The sequence below is a fragment of the Streptomyces netropsis genome (assembly GCF_014203545.1).
GTDB lineage: Bacteria > Actinomycetota > Actinomycetes > Streptomycetales > Streptomycetaceae > Streptomyces > Streptomyces netropsis.
Genome location: NZ_JACHJG010000001.1, coordinates 526,014 through 543,509 on the forward strand (window position 1 = coordinate 526,014; position 17,496 = coordinate 543,509).

At 72.8% G+C, this 17,496-nt stretch carries 14 protein-coding genes and 1 tRNA gene; 6 read left to right on the forward strand and 9 right to left on the reverse strand.

Annotated elements, in window-relative coordinates; all coding sequences use genetic code 11:
* The first annotated feature begins 46 nt into the window (after nt 1–46).
* The 4 genes from FHS38_RS02355 (at nt 47) to FHS38_RS02370 (ending at nt 5,304) form a co-directional block, all read left to right on the forward strand.
* Complete coding sequence (locus FHS38_RS02355; RefSeq protein WP_184730111.1) at nt 47–1,255, forward strand: HpcH/HpaI aldolase/citrate lyase family protein; 1,209 nt, start codon at nt 47–49, stop codon at nt 1,253–1,255.
* A 26-nt stretch (nt 1,256–1,281) separates the two neighbouring features.
* Complete coding sequence (locus FHS38_RS02360) at nt 1,282–3,732, forward strand: phosphoribosyltransferase (RefSeq protein WP_184730113.1); 2,451 nt, start codon at nt 1,282–1,284, stop codon at nt 3,730–3,732.
* Nucleotides 3,729–4,547, forward strand: a complete 819-nt coding sequence (locus FHS38_RS02365; protein WP_184730115.1) for an HAD family hydrolase — start codon at nt 3,729–3,731, stop codon at nt 4,545–4,547. Before FHS38_RS02360 ends, FHS38_RS02365 begins: the two co-directional genes overlap by 4 nt.
* A 100-nt stretch (nt 4,548–4,647) precedes the next feature.
* The gene (locus FHS38_RS02370) at nt 4,648–5,304 is read left to right on the forward strand and encodes an O-methyltransferase (protein ID WP_184730117.1); all 657 of its coding nucleotides are present in this window, start codon (nt 4,648–4,650) and stop codon (nt 5,302–5,304) included.
* Between the two features lie 148 nt (nt 5,305–5,452).
* Here FHS38_RS02370 and FHS38_RS02375 read toward each other — a convergent pair whose 3' ends face one another.
* From FHS38_RS02375 to FHS38_RS02385, 3 genes are all read right to left on the reverse strand, one after another.
* On the reverse strand, nt 5,453–5,671 hold the full coding sequence (locus FHS38_RS02375; RefSeq protein ID WP_184730119.1) for an FmdB family zinc ribbon protein: 219 nt from the start codon (nt 5,669–5,671) through the stop codon (nt 5,453–5,455).
* 154 nt (nt 5,672–5,825) lie between these two features.
* Nucleotides 5,826–7,148, reverse strand: a complete 1,323-nt coding sequence (locus FHS38_RS02380) for a hypothetical protein (protein WP_184731082.1) — start codon at nt 7,146–7,148, stop codon at nt 5,826–5,828.
* Between the two features lie 128 nt (nt 7,149–7,276).
* On the reverse strand, nt 7,277–8,056 hold the full coding sequence (locus FHS38_RS02385; protein ID WP_184730121.1) for a DUF4097 family beta strand repeat-containing protein: 780 nt from the start codon (nt 8,054–8,056) through the stop codon (nt 7,277–7,279).
* A gap of 168 nt (nt 8,057–8,224) precedes the next feature.
* On the opposite strand from FHS38_RS02385, the gene FHS38_RS02390 reads away from it, so the two are divergent.
* Nucleotides 8,225–8,296: transfer RNA gene (locus FHS38_RS02390), tRNA-Val, on the forward strand.
* A gap of 89 nt (nt 8,297–8,385) precedes the next feature.
* On the opposite strand, the gene FHS38_RS02395 is transcribed toward FHS38_RS02390, so the two are convergent.
* Together FHS38_RS02395 and FHS38_RS02400 are read right to left on the reverse strand one after the other, a co-directional pair.
* Nucleotides 8,386–9,978: an alpha/beta fold hydrolase gene (locus tag FHS38_RS02395; protein WP_184730123.1), complete on the reverse strand. Its 1,593-nt coding sequence runs from the start codon at nt 9,976–9,978 to the stop codon at nt 8,386–8,388.
* A gap of 13 nt (nt 9,979–9,991) precedes the next feature.
* On the reverse strand, nt 9,992–11,542 hold the full coding sequence (locus FHS38_RS02400; protein ID WP_184730125.1) for an alpha/beta fold hydrolase: 1,551 nt from the start codon (nt 11,540–11,542) through the stop codon (nt 9,992–9,994).
* 289 nt (nt 11,543–11,831) lie between these two features.
* Here FHS38_RS02400 and FHS38_RS02405 point away from each other — a divergent pair, with 289 nt between their 5' ends.
* Nucleotides 11,832–12,671, forward strand: a complete 840-nt coding sequence (locus FHS38_RS02405) for a M23 family metallopeptidase (protein ID WP_184730127.1) — start codon at nt 11,832–11,834, stop codon at nt 12,669–12,671.
* Here the strand turns inward: FHS38_RS02405 and FHS38_RS02410 are convergent.
* Genes FHS38_RS02410 through FHS38_RS02425 form a run of 4 tightly spaced genes read right to left on the reverse strand, consistent with a single transcriptional unit; the run spans nt 12,659 to nt 17,467 of the window.
* A complete protein-coding gene (locus FHS38_RS02410; RefSeq protein WP_184730129.1) occupies nt 12,659–13,507 on the reverse strand; it encodes a nuclear transport factor 2 family protein in 849 nt (282 codons plus the stop codon). The genes FHS38_RS02405 and FHS38_RS02410 overlap by 13 nt on opposite strands.
* The gene (locus FHS38_RS02415) at nt 13,504–14,988 is read right to left on the reverse strand and encodes a phytoene desaturase family protein (protein ID WP_184730131.1); all 1,485 of its coding nucleotides are present in this window, start codon (nt 14,986–14,988) and stop codon (nt 13,504–13,506) included. Before FHS38_RS02415 ends, FHS38_RS02410 begins: the two co-directional genes overlap by 4 nt.
* A complete protein-coding gene (locus FHS38_RS02420; RefSeq protein WP_184730133.1) occupies nt 14,985–16,715 on the reverse strand; it encodes an ABC transporter ATP-binding protein in 1,731 nt (576 codons plus the stop codon). The genes FHS38_RS02415 and FHS38_RS02420 overlap by 4 nt, the downstream gene beginning before the upstream one ends.
* Complete coding sequence (locus FHS38_RS02425; RefSeq protein WP_184730135.1) at nt 16,712–17,467, reverse strand: class I SAM-dependent methyltransferase; 756 nt, start codon at nt 17,465–17,467, stop codon at nt 16,712–16,714. Before FHS38_RS02425 ends, FHS38_RS02420 begins: the two co-directional genes overlap by 4 nt.
* Between the last annotated feature and the right edge of the window lie 29 nt (nt 17,468–17,496).

Consider the following 17,496-nt stretch of genomic DNA (forward strand, 5'->3'; position numbering starts at 1 on the left):
TGCTTCCGGCTGGACGGCCGGTGGAGCCGCAGCCACGGGGAGAGCGATGAGGCACTTCGGACATCTTGCGCCTGTCGTGCGGAATGGATTGTTCCATCAGGAGCCCGCGGAATTCGGTGCGGACTCCCCGGCCCGTACGCTCGCCGTCGCCCTCGGCGCCACGCTCTACAGCCCCGCGACCCGGCCCGAGCTCGCCCGGGACATCCTCAAGCAGGCCGACCGCGGTGTCGTGTCCATGGTCCTGTGCCTGGAGGACTCCATCGGCGACGACGAGGTGGCCGGCGCGGAGGAGAACCTCGTCCGGCAGTTCGCCGAGCTGGCCGCCGGTGCGACCGATCCGGCTGATCCGGGCGCGCCGGGCCGCCCGGGCGACGGTCGTGTGCCGTTGCTGTTCATCCGGGTCCGCGAGCCCGAGCAGATCACCGGCCTCGCGCGGCGGCTCGGCCCGGCTGGGCGGCGGCTGCTGTCCGGATTCGTACTGCCGAAGTTCACCGAAGAGCGTGGCGTGCCCTTCCTCGAAGCGCTGACGGAGGCCGAGAACGCCTGCGGCCGACGGCTTTTCGCCATGCCCGTCCTCGAGTCGCCCGAGCTGCTCCACCTGGAGACGCGGACCGAGACGCTGACCGGGATCGCCCGCACCGTCGAGAAGTACCGCGACCGGGTGCTGGCGCTGCGCCTCGGCGTGACGGACTTCTGCTCCGCGTACGGGCTGCGTAGGGCGCCCGACATGACCGCCTACGACGTCCAGCTCGTCGCCTCCGTCATAGCCGACGTGGTCAACGTCCTCGGCCGCGCGGACGGCAGCGGCTTCACCGTCACCGGCCCGGTCTGGGAGTACTTCCGGGTGCCGGAGCGGATGTTCAAGCCGCAGCTGCGCCGCAGCCCCTTCGCCGGCCCGGCCGAGGCGCTGCGCACCGCCCTCATCCAGCACGACATGGACGGCCTGCTCCGCGAGATCCAGCTCGACCGGGCCAACGGCCTCCAGGGCAAGACCTGCATCCACCCCTCGCACGTCGCACCCGTGCACGCGCTCTCGGTCGTCAGCCACGAGGAGTTCAGCGACGCCCAGGACATCCTGCGGCCGGAACGCGACGGTGGTGGAGTGCTGCGCTCCGCCTATACGAACAAAATGAACGAAGTGAAGCCGCACCGGGCCTGGGCCGAGCGGACCCTGCTGCGCGCCGAGGTGTTCGGCGTCGCGCGGGAGGACGTGAGCTTCGTGGAGCTGCTGGCGGCGGGTGTGCAGACCGTATGAGTACGAAACGCGAGCGTAAGGACGGTATGGGGAACGACGGCGCGGTGTGGTCGGGGAGTTGGGTCGCGGACCGGCTCGGGGTCGGGCTGGAGGGTGACGCGGCACTGCCGGAACTGCTGGGTCTCGCGCTGCGGCGCAACCCCAAGCGGGCGCATCTGCTCGTCTCCAACGTGCTGGGCAAGCACGTCCCCACGCGTCCCCGGGCCGTGTACGGGCCCGGGCTCGCTCTCGGCCGGCGGGTGCGGGAGCTGCTGGGCGACGCGGACGCCGCGCGGGCGGTCGTGCTGGGTTACGCCGAGACCGCCACCGGTCTGGGGCACGCGGTGGCGGACGGCATCGGGCTCGCCCCGTATCTGCACTCCACCCGGCGTCCCGTGCCGGGCGTCGCACCCGTCGGCGGCTTCGAGGAGGAGCACAGCCACGCGACCTCGCACCTGCTGCTGCCCGAGGACCCGGAGCTGCTGTCGGGCGACGGCCCGCTGGTCCTGGTGGACGACGAGTTCTCCACGGGCCGCACGGTCCTGAACACCATCGCCGCCCTGCACGCCCGCTTCCCCCGCGAGCGGTACGTGGTCGTGGCCCTGGTCGACATGCGCTCGGACGACGACCGGGCCGGTCTCGCGGAGTTCGCGGCCGGGCTGGGCGCGCGGGTGGACCTCGTTGCCCACGCCTCGGGCACGGTGCTCCTGCCGGAGGGGGTGCTGTCGCGGGGGCAGGAGCTGGTCGCGGAGTACGAGGCGGCTGCCGCTTCCCTGGAGGCCGAGGCGATCGATGTGCGGCGACGCGGCCTCCGGGGTGAGGCCGCCCCCGTGCGCGTCGACCTCGGCTGGCCGGACGGGCTGCCCGACGGTGGTCGGCACGGCTTCACGCCCGTCCATCGGGAGCTGTTGGAGGCGGCCCTGCCCGGGATGGCCGGCCGGATTGCCCGGGCCCTGCCGTCGGATGCCTCGCGGGTGCTCGTCCTTGGTAACGAGGAGTTGATGTACGCCCCTCTGCGGCTCGCCGACTCCCTCCAGAGCACGTCCGCCGACATCTCCGTGAGCTACTCCACCACCACCCGCTCACCCGTCCTCGCCGTGGACGACCCCGGCTACGCGATCCGCACGCGCATCCGCTTCCCCGCCCACGACAACCCCGCCGACGGCCCCGGCGAGCGGTACGCCTACAACGTCGCCGGTGCCCGCTTCGACGCCGTCGTGGTCGTCGTCGACTCGGTTGGTGATACTCCCGAACTGGGCGCCCCGGGCGGCCTGTTGGATGCACTGTCCGCACACATTCCGGACGTTGTGCTCGCTGTTGTCCCCTCGTACGTTCCCGCCCACGGACAGGTGCCGTCCATGCCCGAACCGCTCCGCGGCCCCGCGTTCTCCTCGTACGCCCCCGACGAGGTCGGCTGGCTCCTCCAGGACCTGTCCGGCGTATCGCTCGAAGCGCCCACCGAGGAGCGCGAGGAGGCCATCCAGAGCGGCGGCGCGCACTACGCGGAGTCGCTGCCGGTCGAGTACCAGCCGAGCGCGGACTACCAGGCGCTCTTCCGCTCCGCGCTCGACGCCTCCGCGTCCCGGATGGCGCGGGCGGTCGGCGTGGTCACCGAGACCGTGCTCGCCGAGCGGTCGCCCCGCCCGGTGCTGGTCTCGCTGGCCCGCGCCGGTACGCCCGTGGGCGTGCTGATGCGTCGCTGGGCGCACCACGCGCACGGCCTCGACCTGCCGCACTACGCCGCCTCCATCGTCCGGGGGCGCGGCATCGACACCACGGCCCTGCGCTGGATCGCCGCCCACCACGACCCGGCCGACGTCGTCTTCGTCGACGGCTGGACCGGCAAGGGCGCCATCACCCGCGAACTTGCCGACGCCCTGGAGGAGTTCGAGGGCTTCGACCCCCGCATCGCGGTGCTCGCCGACCCCGGCCACTGCGTCGAGACCTACGGCACCCGTGACGACTTCCTCATCCCGTCCGCGTGCCTCAACTCGACCGTCTCCGGGCTGATATCCCGTACCGTCCTGCGCGCCGACCTCGTCGGCCCGCACGACTTCCACGGCGCCAAGTTCTACCGGGAGCTGGCCGGCGCCGATGTGTCGGGAGCCTTCCTCGACACCGTTTCCGCCCGCTTCGACGAGGTCGGCGAGGACGTCACCGCCGACGTCAAGGAGCTCGCCGCCACCGACCGCACGCCCACCTGGGAGGGCTGGGCGGCCGTCGAGCGGATCAGCGAGGAGTACGGCATCCACGACGTCAACCTCGTCAAGCCCGGCGTCGGCGAGACCACGCGCGTCCTGCTGCGCCGCGTCCCCTGGAAGATCCTCGCCTCGCGCGGCGCCGGCGCGGACCTCGACCACGTGCGGCTGCTGGCCGCGCAGCGCGGGGTGCCGGTGGAGGAGGTCGACGGCCTGCCCTACAGCTGCGTCGGCCTGATCCACCCCCGCTACACCCGGGGCGCGACCGGCGCGGACGGCAAGGCGGTGGCGGCCAAGTGACCGTTCTCGTCGCCAGCGACCTCGACCGGACCCTCATCTACTCCGCCGCGGCCCTCGCCCTGGGCATGCCCGACGCGCAGGCGCCGCGCCTGCTGTGCGTCGAGACGTACCAGCAGAAGCCGTTGTCGTACCTGACGGAGACCGCGGCCATCCTGCTGGACGAGCTGGCCCGTACGGCCACGTTCGTGCCCACCACCACCCGCACCCGCGAGCAGTACGGCCGGATCCGGCTGCCCGGACCCGTGCCCGAGTTCGCGATCTGCGCCAACGGCGGGGAGCTGCTCGTACGGGGCGAGTCCGACCGGGACTGGCGGGCGGGCGTGGAGCGGCGGCTCGCCGACGAGTGCGCGACGCTGGCGGAGGTCCGCGCGCATCTGGTGCGGACCGCCGACCCGGCGTGGCTGCTCAAGGAGCGCACCGCCGAGGACCTCTTCGCCTACCTCGTCGTCGAACGGTCGCTGCTGCCGGACGAGTGGGTCAAGGAGCTCTCCGTGTGGGCGGGGGAGCGCGGCTGGTCCGTCTCCCTCCAGGGGCGCAAGGTCTACGCCGTGCCGAAGCCGCTGACCAAGAGCGCCGCCGTCGCCGAGGTCGCGCGCCGGACGGGCGCTTGTGAGGTGCTCGCCGCCGGTGACTCCCTGCTCGACGCCGATCTGCTGCTGGCCGCCGACCGCGGCTGGCGGCCCGGCCACGGCGAGCTGGCGGAGGCCGGCTGGACCGCGCCGCACGTCACCGCGCTGGAGACCAAGGGCGTGACGGCGGGCGAGGAGATCCTCCGGGCGTTCGGCTCGGTCGTGGGGCCGGAACTCCGCCCGTAGGGGAGTGGGGTGCGGCTAGGCTCGCGGTGCGGCTCCGCGGGCCTACCAGTGCCCCGCCGAGCCGTACTTTCTTCGACCGGCAAGCCGAGGAGATCGTCCGATGGAGATCAAGAGGCCACCGCTCACCCCCGAGCTGTACGCCTACGTACTCGCCCACAATCCCGCGCTCGACCCGACGCAGCGCGCCCTGGTCGACGTCACCCACACCGCGCTGCCCCGCGAGGCCGTCAAGCAGATCGCCGAGGAACAGGGGCCGCTGCTGGCCTTCCTCGTCCGGCTCACCGGCGCCCGGCACGTCGTGGAGGTCGGCACCTTCACCGGTCTGTCGGCGCTGTCCATGGCCCAGGCGCTGCCCGCCGACGGCACGCTGATCACCCTCGACATCTCGGAGGAGTGGACGGCCTACGCACGCGAGGCCTGGGCCAAGGCCGGGGTGGCCGACCGGGTCGACCTGCGGATCGCACCCGCCCTGGACTCCCTGCGCGCCATGCCCGCCGAGCCGCACATCGACCTCGCGTTCATCGACGCGAACAAGGACGGCTACATCGACTACTGGGAGGAGATCGTGCCGCGGCTGCGCCCCGGCGGTCTCGTCGTGGTCGACAACGTCCTCTTCGCCGGCCAGGTCGTCGACCCGGCCGCCACGGGCATGGGCGCGGCGGTCAAGGCGTTCAACGAGCACGCGGCGGCCGACGCGCGGATGGACGGCGTCATGCTCACCGTCGCGGACGGGCTGACCCTGGCCCGCCGGGTGTAGTCCTCAAGCGCGGGACGGTTCCCGGTTGGGGCTCAGCCAAAACTAGCCCGTCCGGCGTTTGAGGACGCGCCCGCAGGGCGCTCGCCGCCGCAGGCGGCACGGACGGCCCGCAGCCGAGGATCCGCCGAACGCCGCCTGGGCGCCGGTATCAGCCGCAGCAACCGCCCCCACAGCAACCGCCGCCTCCGCCGCCGCCCGACGGCGGAGCGGACGGCGCCGCGCCACCCGTGACGGCGACGGTGGACAGCAGCTTCACGGTGTCCGCGTGCCCTTCGGGGCAGGTCGCGGGAGCGCCGGACTCGGCCATGGGCCGGTTGAGTTCGAAGGTGTCACCACAGGCTTTGCAGCGGTATTCGTAGCGAGGCATGCGGGCAGCATAACCAGCCGGCGGGCCGGGGCGGCGGCCGATGGCCACGGCGCCAGCCCCTGTCCGGTGGATCTTCGTGGACAGCGAGCGGCACCGGGGGCGGCACCTCCCAGAGCCGGGCGTCGGGAGCCCGCGAAGATCCGCCGGACAGGCCTCAGCGGCCCCGCTCCTCGCGGATCTCCTGGACCACACGGGCGACGGACCGCCGTACCGCCTCCGTCTCGGTGAGGAAGTGCCACCAGTCGGGGTGGCGGCCCTCCAGGCCCGCGACCGCCCGGTCCAGCCGGGCCACCGCGTCGTCCAGGGGACGGGCGTGACGCGGGTCCGGGGTGCTGCGCCCGGCCATCGCGAGCCGCTGCGCGTCACGGATCGCGAAGCGGGTCCGGTCGACCTCCTTCTGGTGGTCGAACGACACCTCGTCCAGCCGCCGCAGCCGGTCACCCGCCGCCGACACGGCCTCCTCGGTGGTGTTCAGCAGGGCCCGTACGGTCGCGAGTCTCGCCGTGGCGTCCGCCCAGTGCTGCTCGTCCCGCGCGGTCCGCGCCTCGGCGAGCTTCTCCTCCGCCTGCCGGACGGCCCGCTCGGCCTCCTCCGGCACCTGCTGGAGGTCCTGCCAGCAGGCGGCGCTGTAGCGGCGGCGCAGCTCGCTGAGGACGGGGGCGACGCCGGAGGCGCGCGTGGTGATCGCCTGCGCGCGCGTACGCAGCGAGACGAGCCGCTTGTCGATGTCCGCGGCCTTCTGCGGCAGGTGGTCGGCCTCGCCGCGGATGGCCTCGGCCTCCCGCAGCACCCGGTCCGCGCGCTGGATGGTCTCCTGCACGCCGTGCTGCCCGGCGCCCTGGTTGAGCTTGGTCAGCTCGGGGGAGAGCGCGGCGAGCCGCGCGGCCAGGTCGTCGGCCTTGATCCCGGAGGCCCGGACGGCGTCCAGCGCGTTACTGGCGGCGAGCAGCCCCTGCCGGGCCCGCTCGACGGCCGGCGCGAGCCGTGCCAGCTGCGTCTCCGCCGTGCCCAGCAGCGGCCCGAGGCTCTGCCCGAACCGCTCCAGCTCGGCCTTGACCCGCTCCAGCTCGTCCTTGGCCTTGGTCAGGTCGCCCCGCGCACGGTTGGCGGCCGCGCCGTCGAGGCCCTCGCGGTCGAGGTCGTGCGCGTCGACGGCGGTGATGTAGGCGTGGGAGACCTGGTCGATGCGCTGCCCGAAGGCGGCGAAGTCGCCCGCCGCCTTGCGGGCGGCGGGGGAGGAGTCCACCGCGGTGATCGTCTCGATGGAGATCCGCAGATCGCGCTGCGCGGTGTCCAGCTCGTAGAACGCCGCGGCGGCCGCGTCCTTCGCCGCCTGCGCGTCCGCCCGCTGCTCCTCGCCGCGGCCCCAGCCCCAGCGGCGCGTGCCCCCGCCGGCGAAGGCGGCGGGCGCCACGGCGACCAACAGGGGGAGCGGCAGCAGCGCGAGCGCGACCGTCTCCCGGGCCACGGCCGCCACAGCGCTGAAACGGCGACGTGCCGGTCGTACGGACTGCGCGAAGGTCGCCGTCACTTGCCCTCTCCCGATGGATCGCCCCAGGCCCGGATGCCATTCTCCCACCCGTTAAGGACGAACACACAGGGCGGTTAGTTCGCCGATCGCACCGTGACTTCGCCGTTCTGGGTGCGCGCGGTCACCTTGCGGTGGCTGGCGCTGTCGCGCGGGACGTCCACGTCGACCTTGCCGTTCTGGCTCTCCGCGGTCACGTCGTACGTGGCGCGGGGCAGCTCGACCTTCGTCGCGCCGTTGTGGCTGGTCACCTCCACCCGGTCGGGGACGCGGGTCAGCGAGAGGCGGACCGTGCCGTTGGAGGAGGCCGCCTTCACCTTCAGGGGGGCGACGCGGGCGGCGACGACCTCGCCGTTCGAGGACGACAGGTCGAGGTTCCCCTTGGAGTCCGCGATGTCGATCTTCCCGTTGTCGGTGTGGACCTTGAGGTCGGTCTCGAAGCCGCGCGCCCGCACCACGCCGTTGTTGTCCCGCACGGTGACCTTCACCCCGCGCGGCACCTCGATGCGGTGCTTCGACGCGCAGTTGTTCATCAGCCCGTCGCACTTCTCCCGCAGCTTGAGCGTGCTGCCCTGCATCGCCCAGGTGGCCTTCGACTCCCCGCCCACGGTCCACCCGTCGAACCACCGGGTGACCTTGAGGCCCTTGGTCTTCCCGTCGACGGTCACCAGCTCGAGCTCGGAATTGTCCGCGTCCACGGTCAGCTCCCGCCCCTCCAGCGAGAACGTCCGCCGCTCCGGCTCCGCGTCCTCGGCGTTGGCCCCGCCGCACCCGGTCAGCGTGACCCCGGCGGTCAGCACCGCACCGACGACGAGGGACAGACGGACGGCGGCGCGGGTACGAAAGCGGGGAAGCACGTGGGACTCCGTGAGTTCGGCAGCGGGACTGCGGGTGCTCCCGACTCTAGGGACCGGCGGCCGGTGGGCGGCATGTAGCCCACTCCCTGCTTCGGGGTGGGGTTAACCCCACCCCGAATCGGGTTTGCGGGGATACGGGCCGGGCCATGTAGGCTGTCACCTCGTTCGGGGCGCATAGCTCAGCGGTAGAGCGCTGCTCTTACAAAGCAGATGTCGGCGGTTCAAATCCGTCTGTGCCCACAGATGAAACAGCAGGTGAAAGCCTGCGTCAGGCCCCCGGTCCACTCGGACCGGGGGTCTGTTTCATGAACGTCGGTCCACTCGCCGCTTCACGGGCCGATCTCGAAGCGGGGCGGCTTGAGGCCTTTGAGGCACCCGGTCTTCGGAGCGGTCGGTCTGTCGAAGAAGGAAGCGGTGATCTCTTGGGCGCACCGTGACGTGGCGATCACCACGTGGGGCTCGTAGGGGACCGTGACGACGGTGGCGCGGCTCAGCGTACGGGCGACGTACGGCCCGTTGGCCGCCCCGGTCTGCGCGTCGAAGCCGCCCGACAGGGCGAGGGTGGGGATGTCGCTCCGCGTGACGTCCCGGATCGAGCGCGGCGCCGCGGGGACGTTCCAGACGTCGCAGTCCGGACGGAGGAAGGTGAGCTGCGGAGCCTGGGCCAGCACCGAGCGGGGGAACGACGGGAACGCGTTCTGCCCGCCCCGCAGCGCCTTGGCCCGGCTCTCGTACGGCGTCCACTCGCTGCAGAAGATGCCGTAGGCGAGGCCGTGCGAAACCACTCCCATGCCCTGGGGGTTGAGCTTCCAGCCCGCCCACTGCTGCGCGATCCGCTGCGGTTTGCCGTGGGCCAGCTCGTCGAGGGCGCGGGGTACCTGGGTCGCCACGTGGGTGGCGGTGGTCAGCCAGTTCACCAGGGCTCCGCCGTCGAGGACGACCTTCACCGGCTTGTCGTTGCCGGGGACCTTGACGGTGGTGGTGACCGGCTTGGCTTCGAGGTCACGGACGAGCCGTTCGAAGGTGGCCGACAGGTTCGGATAGCGCTTGTTGCACGCCGACTGCTTCGCGCAGGCCTTGAACAGGCCGTCGAAGCCCTCCCGGGCGCTGCTCCAGGCCAGGGCCGACCCCGCCCTGGACGGCGGCAATATGCCGTCGATGCCCACCGAGCGGAGCCCCTCGGGGTGCAGGCGCATGTAGACCAGCGCCAGGTGGGTGCCGTAGGAGATGCCGAAGAGGTTCCACTGCTTGATGCCGAGCGCGGTGCGCAGGTCCGCGTAGTCGGCGGCGCTCTCGATGTCGTTGTAGGCACTGAGGTCGGCCCCGCGGTCCGCCAGCCGGTCGCGGCAGGCCTTCGTGGCCTCGACGTGCAGGCGCCCGGTGGACGGAGCGTCGTAGACGAGGCCGACCGCGCGTGCGTTGAACCGGTCGACGTTGGGGCAGAGGAGCGCCGGGTCGGCCGAGTACGTACCGCGCTGGGACATGAGGATCACGTCCCGGTCGCGGTTCAGACCGCCGTCGATGGCCATCTTCGCTTCCCCGACGGCGTCGTCGCCGGGGCCGCCGGCGAGCCACACGATGGGGTCGGGCTTCGGTTTGGCGGCCGCCGCCGGCACGATGGCGACACCGAGGGTGATCCGCCGACCGCCCGGCTTGGCGCGGTTCTCGGGCACGGTGAGGGTTCCGCAACGTGCCTTTTTGAGCTCGGCGATCGGCTCCGCCGTCTTCGGGCAGGGGCCCGGCTCGAAGCGGGCACCGCCCACCGTCCGGGTGACCGTGCCGACCGCCGCGCCGGTGGAGTGTTCTGCGCCCGCGGGTGTGGCGAGCAGCCCGGTGACGAGGATTCCGGTCACTACCGCGGCCGGCGCGGTGTGGAGCCGGCGCGCGGTACGGCGACGGCGGGGTATGTGGGTGAGTGCCATCTGCCTCTCCAGGTCACTTCGGGATGATCGTGAACGGTTTCGGCGTCAGACCGGCCACGCAACGGGTGTCGGGCGCGGTCGGACGGGCGAGGAACGAGGCCAACACCTTCTGCGCACAGGCCGATTGCGGGACCACCCAGTGTCCGATTCCGGGGACCCGTACGGAGGTCGAGCGGGACAGAGTGCGAGCCGCAGCCCGGGACCAGCTCGACCCGACCTTCGCATCGAATGTCCCGGCGACCAGGAGCGTCGGCACCGCGCTGGTGGTGGCCACCCGGTGGGAGGTGGCGCGGTCGGGAACGTGCCAGATGCGGCACACCTCGTGCTGGAAGGGAAGCTGCGGTGCCTGGGCCAGGACCGTGTCCGGCCACCCGGGGAAGGCCCGGCGCCCCGCCTTCAGCACGTCGGACTTCGACGTCCCCGGCACCCACTCGCTGCACACCACCGACTCCGTCAGGCCGTGCGCGGTCATGCCGACGACGGCAGCCGAGTCGGCCGCGCGGGCCCGCGCGAAGCGCTCCGGACGTCCGTGGGCGAGCTCCTCGATCGCCGCGGGGACGTCGGGGAACGGGATGGCATTGGCGACCAGGATGTTCAGCAGTGCGCCCCCGTCGAGGACGACCTTCACCGGGTCTCCGCCGCGTGGCGGCCGGGCGTTCAGCGTCAAGGGGTGCGCTTCCAGCTTGCGCACCTGCTCGGTGAGGGTTCGGCGGAGGTCCGGGTAGCGGCTCTTGCAGCGGGACTCGGCCGCGCACGCCTTGAGGACGTTGCCGATCCCCTCCCGGGCGCTGCTCCAGCCCCACGGCAGGGTGACGATCTGCGGAGCCGTGGCCGAGTCGAGTGCCACCGCGCGAATCCCCTGAGGGTTGTCGCGCAGGTAGGTGAGGGCCAGGTTGGTGCCGTAGGAGTGCCCGTAGAGGTTCCACCGGGGGATGCCCAGTGCCGTGCGCAGGGCGGCGAAGTCCGCGGCGTTCTCCTTGGTGTTGTAGGCGCTCAGGTCGATCCCGTCGGCTGCCAGGCGGTTCCGGCACTTCTTCACCGAGTCCAGCAGGAGCCGTTTCGCCTGCGGCGAGTCGTAGCCGAGCCCCACGTACCGCGCGTTGAACCGGTCCATCTCCGGGCAGGCGAGGCTCGGCCGGTCGTAGAGGTTGCCGCGCTGGGCCATGATGATCAGTTCGCGGTCCCGGTTCAGGCCGGAGTCGACCAGGAACGGGATGTCGTCGAACGTCTCGCCGCCCGGGCCGCCCGACATGAACACCACCGGGTCCTCGGCGGGCTTGGCCGACGTGGCGGGAATGACCGCCACGGCCAGCCGGATCGTCCGGCTGCCGCGGCGGGCGCGGTTCTCGGGGACTTCCAGGAAACCGCACCGCGCGGTGCGGAGCGCGGCGATCGGCTCGGGCGTCCTCGGGCAGGGACCGGGCACGAACCGCGACGGGCCGGTCGGGTGGGGCCCGCCGGTATGGCCTGGTGGTGACGCGGCACTGCTCGCTGTCGGGCAGCCGAACGCCGCCAAGGCCAGGGCGGCGGTGGCAGCCACCACATGGATGCCGTGCTTGGCCACGTGATCCCGTTCCTCTGCCGACACCCGCGGCTGCCCAGCCGGACAACGACGCGGCGATTTGGGTGGATTATGCGATATGGACGATACCGGGAGGGGCGGAAGGGTGCACTTGGACAGAAGAGGCGGAGCTGTTCCGGTGCGGATGCAGATGTCACAGCAGGTGAAGGCCTGTCCAAGGCTCTGGGGTCACTCGGGCCGGGGGCCTCTTGGGTGATCGGATCCCACCGTCGCCCCTCCCGCATCTGGAAGGCTGGGCCCCCTCTGCCGGTTCGCCTTACGGAAGGCTCCCATGTTGCGACACGTCTGGAAGCGCCACGGCCTGGTGGTGGCCGCGGGCACCGTGTGCATCGTCGTCAACGCCCAGGGCATCGGGCCGTTATGGTTCACCGGGGTCGCCCTGGTCATAGTCGGTCTGCTGATGCGCAGGGCGATGACCCTCGCGCAGCGCCCACCGCGCGACGAGGCCCCGCCGCTGGCGCTCGACGTCCCCATGAACGGCCGCTGGATGGCGCACAACGGGCCCGCCACCAAGGTGCCCAGCCACACCCACAACCTCGCGCAGACCTACGCCATCGACCTGGCCCGCCGTCCGGCGCCGAAGCCCGTGTGGTTCTGGCCGTTGGCGCGGCGCCCCGAGGCCTATCCGGCGTTCGGCGAGCCGCTGCTCGCCCCGGCGGACGGCCGGGTGGTGGCCGCCGGTGACGGGCAGCGGGACCACCTGTCGCGCTCCTCGCTGGCCGGAGTGATCTACGTGGTCCCGGAGGGCTTCGTACGTTCCCTCGGCTCTCCCCGCCACCTGCTGGGCAACCACCTCGTCCTCGACCTCGGCGACGGGACGTACGCCGTCTTCGCGCACCTGCGGCGCCGCTCGCTGAAGGTGGCCGTGGGCGACCGGGTCACGGCCGGGCAGCCGCTGGCGGAGTGCGGCAACTCGGGGAACTCCACCGAGCCGCACCTGCACTTCCAGCTCATGGACGGCCCCGACATCACCTCCGCCCACGGCCTGCGCTTCAGCTGGCGGTACCAGGACGACGACGGCCGGGAGCACGACGGCGTGCCCGCCGACAACACCTGCTTCACCCCCGCCCGGACCGCCACGACCGGACGGCCGGACCCCTACGCCCCGTAGCCGGGCTGGAGCACGAAGCGGACCAGCCGGACGCGGCCGTCGGGGGCGAACTCGCCGAAGGCGAAGACCTCTTGGCGCCGCGTCGGCTTCCCGTCGTGGCTGGTGGTGTAGCGGGCCGCGAAGCGATTGCCCTCGCGCAGCGTCTCGTGCACGTCCACCGGGTAGGTGTGGCCCAGCTTCCGGCCCTCCTCCAGGGCCTTCAGGACGCCGGAGCGCTGCATCACCTTCCCCCCGACCTGGTGCAGCGCGTCGGGGGTGTGGAAGCGGTCGTGGGCCTCGGCGGCCGGCACCGCAGGGTCGTACCCGGCGGTGTAGAAGGCCCGCAGGTAGTGCGCCGGGTCCTGGGCCGGTGTCGGCTCGGCCCCGGCGGCGGGCGGCGGCGCCGGGGCGGTGCCCGGCGCGGGGCGGGCCGCGCTGTCGAACGGATCGTCCTTGCCCGGCCCCGACCAGCCGGCGCGGCCGGCGGAGAAGATGCTGGTGCGGGCCACCCGCCCGTCCTCGGCCAGCTCGGCGAAGACGGCCGTGTCGGTGGCGCTCTGGACCTTCCACAGCATGGGCGTGCCGATCGTGTACCGGGCGGCGGCCCGGCGCCCCTCCACGGTCACCTCGTGGATGTACAGCTCGTACGACGCGCCGAGGGAGCGCCGGGAGCGGACGCCGCGCAGGATCTTCTTGCGGTCCCACTCCCGGCCGTTGACGTGGTGGGTGCCGTCGGGCAGGTGGTAGCGGTCCCAGACCTCCTCGACGGGCTCGTCCCCGTCGAAGGCGTCGGCGTGGTAGGCGCGGAGGTATCCGGCGAAGTCCTCCGCGGCGGTGGGGCGGTGCGTGCTGCTCATGGCGCTCTCCTGGTCTTCTCGATGGGGATGGCGCCGCCCTCGGGCCCCAAGGGCGGCGCTGTGGTGATGCGGAACTCGCGGCGGAGGGCGGCCCGGGCGGCGAAGTGGCCGCACATGCCGTGCACGCTGGGGCCCGGTGGCGTCGACGCGGAGCACAGGTACACCCCGGGCAGGGGGGTGCGGTACGGATTCCAGGCGGGCGTCGGCCGGAACACGGACTGCGTGAGCGTGATGGCTCCCGCGCCGATGTCGCCGCCGGGATAGTTCGGGTTGTACCTCTCGTACGCGGCCGCCGGCACGCCGCGCGACGCGAGGACCGTGTCGGCGAAACCGGGCGCGTACCGCTCGATGCGGCGGGTGATCAGCGGTACCGGGTCCCGGGTGTCGCCGTTCGGCACGTGCGCGTAGGCCCACACCGGGCGGCGGCCGCCCACGGCACGGCCCGGGTCGGTCACGGCCGGGTCGACCAGCAGCACGAACGGCTCCTCGCCGGCCTCGCCCCGGACGGCCGCGTTCTCCGTCGCGAGCGTCTCGGCGCGGGTGCCGCCCAGGTGCACGGTCCCGGCCCGGCCCACTTCGGGATCGGCCCACGGGATGGGCTCGCCGACCAGGAAGTCGGCCTTCGCCGCGCCCGGGCCGTAGCGGAAGCGTTCCAGCGCCCGGCGGTAGCGCGGCGGCAACCGGTCGCCGGCCAGGGCGAGCAGGCCGCGCGGGGTGGTGTCCAGCATGATCACCCCGGCGTCCAGCTCCGCGAGGTCGGTGACCCGGTGGCCGGTGTGCAGTACACCGCCGTGCGCCCGCAGGTCGTCGGCCAGCGCCTCGGCCATGCGGACGCTGCCGCCCTGCGGCAGCGGCCAGCCGGTCGCGTGCGCCAGGTGCCCGAGCAGCAGCGAGATGGCGCCGGCGGGCACGCTGGGCAGCCGGCCCACCGCGTGCGCCGCGACCCCGGTGAGCAGTGCGCGGGCCCCCTCGGTACGGAGTCCGCCGCCCCGCAGGAGGTGGTCGAGCACGCGCGGGCCGAGCAGCAGAGGGGCTGACAGGTCGGACGGCAGGGACCGTTGGCCGGACAGCAGGAAGTCGGTCACGCCCGTGCTGTGCCGCACCAGCGGCTCCATCAGCCGCCGCCAGCGCCCGCCGTCCGGGCCGAGCCGGGCGCAGGTCTGTGCGAGGTCGCGGTAGGCGAAGGCGGCGTCGCCGCCGTCCAGCGGGTGCGCGTAGCTGATCGGCGGCCGGAGCAGCCGGACGCCGCGGGCCGCGAGGTCGAACTCGCGGAAGAACGCGGACGCGGCCGCCATGGGGTGCACGGCGGCGCAGATGTCGTGCCACACCTCGGAGTCGAACAGCGCCTCGCCGCGCAGGCCGCCGCCGATCGCGGCGGCCTGCTCATGGACGTGCACGCTCAGCCCGGCGCGTGCCATGGTGACGGCGGCGGCCAGACCGTTCGGTCCGCTGCCCACGACGGCGACGTCGGCGCGCGTCATGTCAGCGCGTCCTCGGCGGCGAACTGCTGGCTGGCGAGCCGCCGGTACACCTCGTCGGAGGCGATGAGCTCCCGGTGGGTGCCGATCGTCCGCACGCGGCCCTCCTCCATCACGATGATGCGGTCGGCCTGCACGACGGTGGACAGCCGGTGCGCGATGGCCAGCACGGCGCACTCGCCGGCGGCTTCCGCCATCGTGTCGCGCAGCGCGGCCTCGGTGTCGCTGTCCAGGTGCGCGGTGACCTCGTCCAGCAGGATCACCTCCGGTCGTTGCAGCAACGTACGGGCGATGGCGAGGCGTTGCCGCTGGCCGCCGGACAGCCCGGCGCCGCGTTCGCCGAGCTCCGTGTCGAGCCCGTCGGGCAGCCCGGCGACGAAGTCCTCCAGGCTGGCGAGCCGCAGCGCGCGGGCGATGTCCGCGGCGTCGGCGTCGGGGTTCGCATACGTCAGATTCTGACGGATCGTGCCGCGCAGCAGCGGTGCGTCCTGCTCGACGTAGCCGACCAACGACCGCAGTTCGGCGAGCTTCAACGTGGCGGTGTCGTGACCCGCGACATGGATGGTGCCGGAGTCCGGGCGGTAGAAACGCTCGATGAGCTGGAACGTCGTGGTCTTGCCGGCGCCGGAGGGGCCGACGATCGCGGTCAGGCCGCGACGCGGCAGGGTGAAGGAGACGTCCCGCAACACCGGGGCGTTGTCGTGGTACGAGAAGGCGACGCCCTCGAAGCGGACCGCGGGCACCGACTCCGCGACGGCCGCGCGCTCCCGCCGCTTCCCGGGCGCCTTCTCGTCTTCCTCCTGCGGAATGCCCCCCAGCTCCGTCACGCGCTGGACGGCGGCGCGGCCCTGCTGGATCTGGCCGATCGACATGAAGAGCATCACCAGCGGCGAGACCACGTAGAAGAGGTACATCACGAACGACGTGAGGTCGGCGGGCGACAGCGACCCGGTGGCGACCCGGGCCATGCCCCAGGAGATGACGACGGCGAGCGAGAGCTGTGTGCCGACGTTCATCGCCGGGGTGAGCAGCGAACTGAACCCGGTGACCCGGATCCCGCTGTGCCGCACCCGGTCGGCCAGCCGCGCCAGCTCCTCGGTCTCCCGCTCCTCGGCGCGGGACGCCTTGACCGTGGTGATGGCGCCGAGCACGCGCTGCAGACCCGAGCCGAACGCGCCGATGTTCTCCCGGTTCCGCAGGGCGGCGATGCGCACCTGGCGGGCCAGCAGCAGCGCACCGCCGCTGGCCAGGCCGAGGCAGCCGACCGTGGCGAGCAGCAGCTTCCAGTCGAGCACGGCCATCAGCACGATGCCGCCGGCCAGCATGAAGACGGAGGTGACCACCTGCGCCAGCGCCTGCGCGATGACCAGGCAGGCGATGGAGGTGTCGGACACGGTGCGCGCGAAGACGTCGCCGTGCTCGAGGCGCGAGAAGGCGGGGAACTGGCTGCGCAGTAGTCGGCCGCCCAGGACGCGCCGGGCGTCGAAGACGATGTTCTCGCCGGCCCGGCCGATCGCGTAGGCGTGTCCGGCGCTCAGCGCCGCGTCCGCGACGAAGAACAGCGCGATGAACGTGACGGTCCAGGCGATCGGCTTGTCCAGGGCCACGGCCTCGATCAGCCGGCCCAGCATCCAGGGCTGGGCGAGCGTGGCCGCCGCGCCGACCAGGCCCATGCCGACGCCGATGATCAGCAGGGCCCGGTGGCGGCGGACTATCTCCCGGAGATTCATGCCGACTTGGTGTACGACGCGACGAACAGACCGGCCGCGGGCGAGTAGGCGGTCTGCTGCCAGTCACTGTAATGACCCTCGGGCAGCAGCCCCGCGTCCCGCGCGTAGCCGTCCACCTCGTCGGGCGTGAGCAGGCGCACGGCCTCGGTGCCGATGCGGTGCGTGCCGTCCGCCTCGAACCACACGGTGGACACCTGCCAGACCCGGTTGTCCATCAGCAGCGTGGCGTGCATCTGGATGCCCGTGTTCGGCTCCGGGTAGGGCACGAACATCGTGGTGCGCGTCAGCCCCTCGTGCTGGGCGACGATGCCCGGCCGGTTGTGCGTCTCGACCAGCAACCGGCCACCGGGCCGCAGGAGTTCGGCCGCCCGGGCGACGGCCTCCCGCTGGCCCTCGGGGTCGAGGATCTGCGCGAGCGTGGAGCAGACGCAGTAGACCAGGCCGTACTGCCGCTCGCCGCGGTAGGTCCGGATGTCGCCGAGCTCGGCGGTCACCTCGCCCTCGTCGGCCTTCTTCTCCAGGGCCGCCAGCATCTCCCGCGAGGAGTCCACGCCGGTGACCGGGCCGACGCGGTGCGACAGCGGCAGCGCGATCCGGCCGGTCCCCACGCCGAACTCCAGCGTGCCCGAGGCCGGGTCCGGGTGGAACCCGGCCAGGGCCTCGACGGCGACCCGCGCGGAGGCGTCGTCCTGGAAGATGCGGTCGTACCAGCCCTCGAACTGCTTGCCGTAGCCGATGTCCGCGATCGTCATGGGTTCTCCGTTTCTGTGTGCGTGAAACC

Excerpts from the sequence above, each read along its gene's own strand:
- FHS38_RS02420 (WP_184730133.1), bottom strand. The coding sequence starts at position 16,715 with ATGAATCTCCGGGAGATAGTCCGCCGCCACCGGGCCCTGCTGATCATC.
- FHS38_RS02395 (WP_184730123.1), bottom strand. The coding sequence starts at position 9,978 with ATGGCACTCACCCACATACCCCGCCGTCGCCGTACCGCGCGCCGGCTC.
- FHS38_RS02405 (WP_184730127.1), top strand. The coding sequence starts at position 11,832 with ATGTTGCGACACGTCTGGAAGCGCCACGGCCTGGTGGTGGCCGCGGGC.
- FHS38_RS02360 (WP_184730113.1), top strand. The coding sequence starts at position 1,282 with ATGGGGAACGACGGCGCGGTGTGGTCGGGGAGTTGGGTCGCGGACCGG.
- FHS38_RS02355 (WP_184730111.1), top strand. The coding sequence starts at position 47 with ATGAGGCACTTCGGACATCTTGCGCCTGTCGTGCGGAATGGATTGTTC.
- FHS38_RS02410 (WP_184730129.1), bottom strand. The coding sequence starts at position 13,507 with ATGAGCAGCACGCACCGCCCCACCGCCGCGGAGGACTTCGCCGGATAC.
- FHS38_RS02375 (WP_184730119.1), bottom strand. The coding sequence starts at position 5,671 with ATGCCTCGCTACGAATACCGCTGCAAAGCCTGTGGTGACACCTTCGAA.
- FHS38_RS02425 (WP_184730135.1), bottom strand. The coding sequence starts at position 17,467 with ATGACGATCGCGGACATCGGCTACGGCAAGCAGTTCGAGGGCTGGTAC.
- FHS38_RS02370 (WP_184730117.1), top strand. The coding sequence starts at position 4,648 with ATGGAGATCAAGAGGCCACCGCTCACCCCCGAGCTGTACGCCTACGTA.
- FHS38_RS02415 (WP_184730131.1), bottom strand. The coding sequence starts at position 14,988 with ATGACGCGCGCCGACGTCGCCGTCGTGGGCAGCGGACCGAACGGTCTG.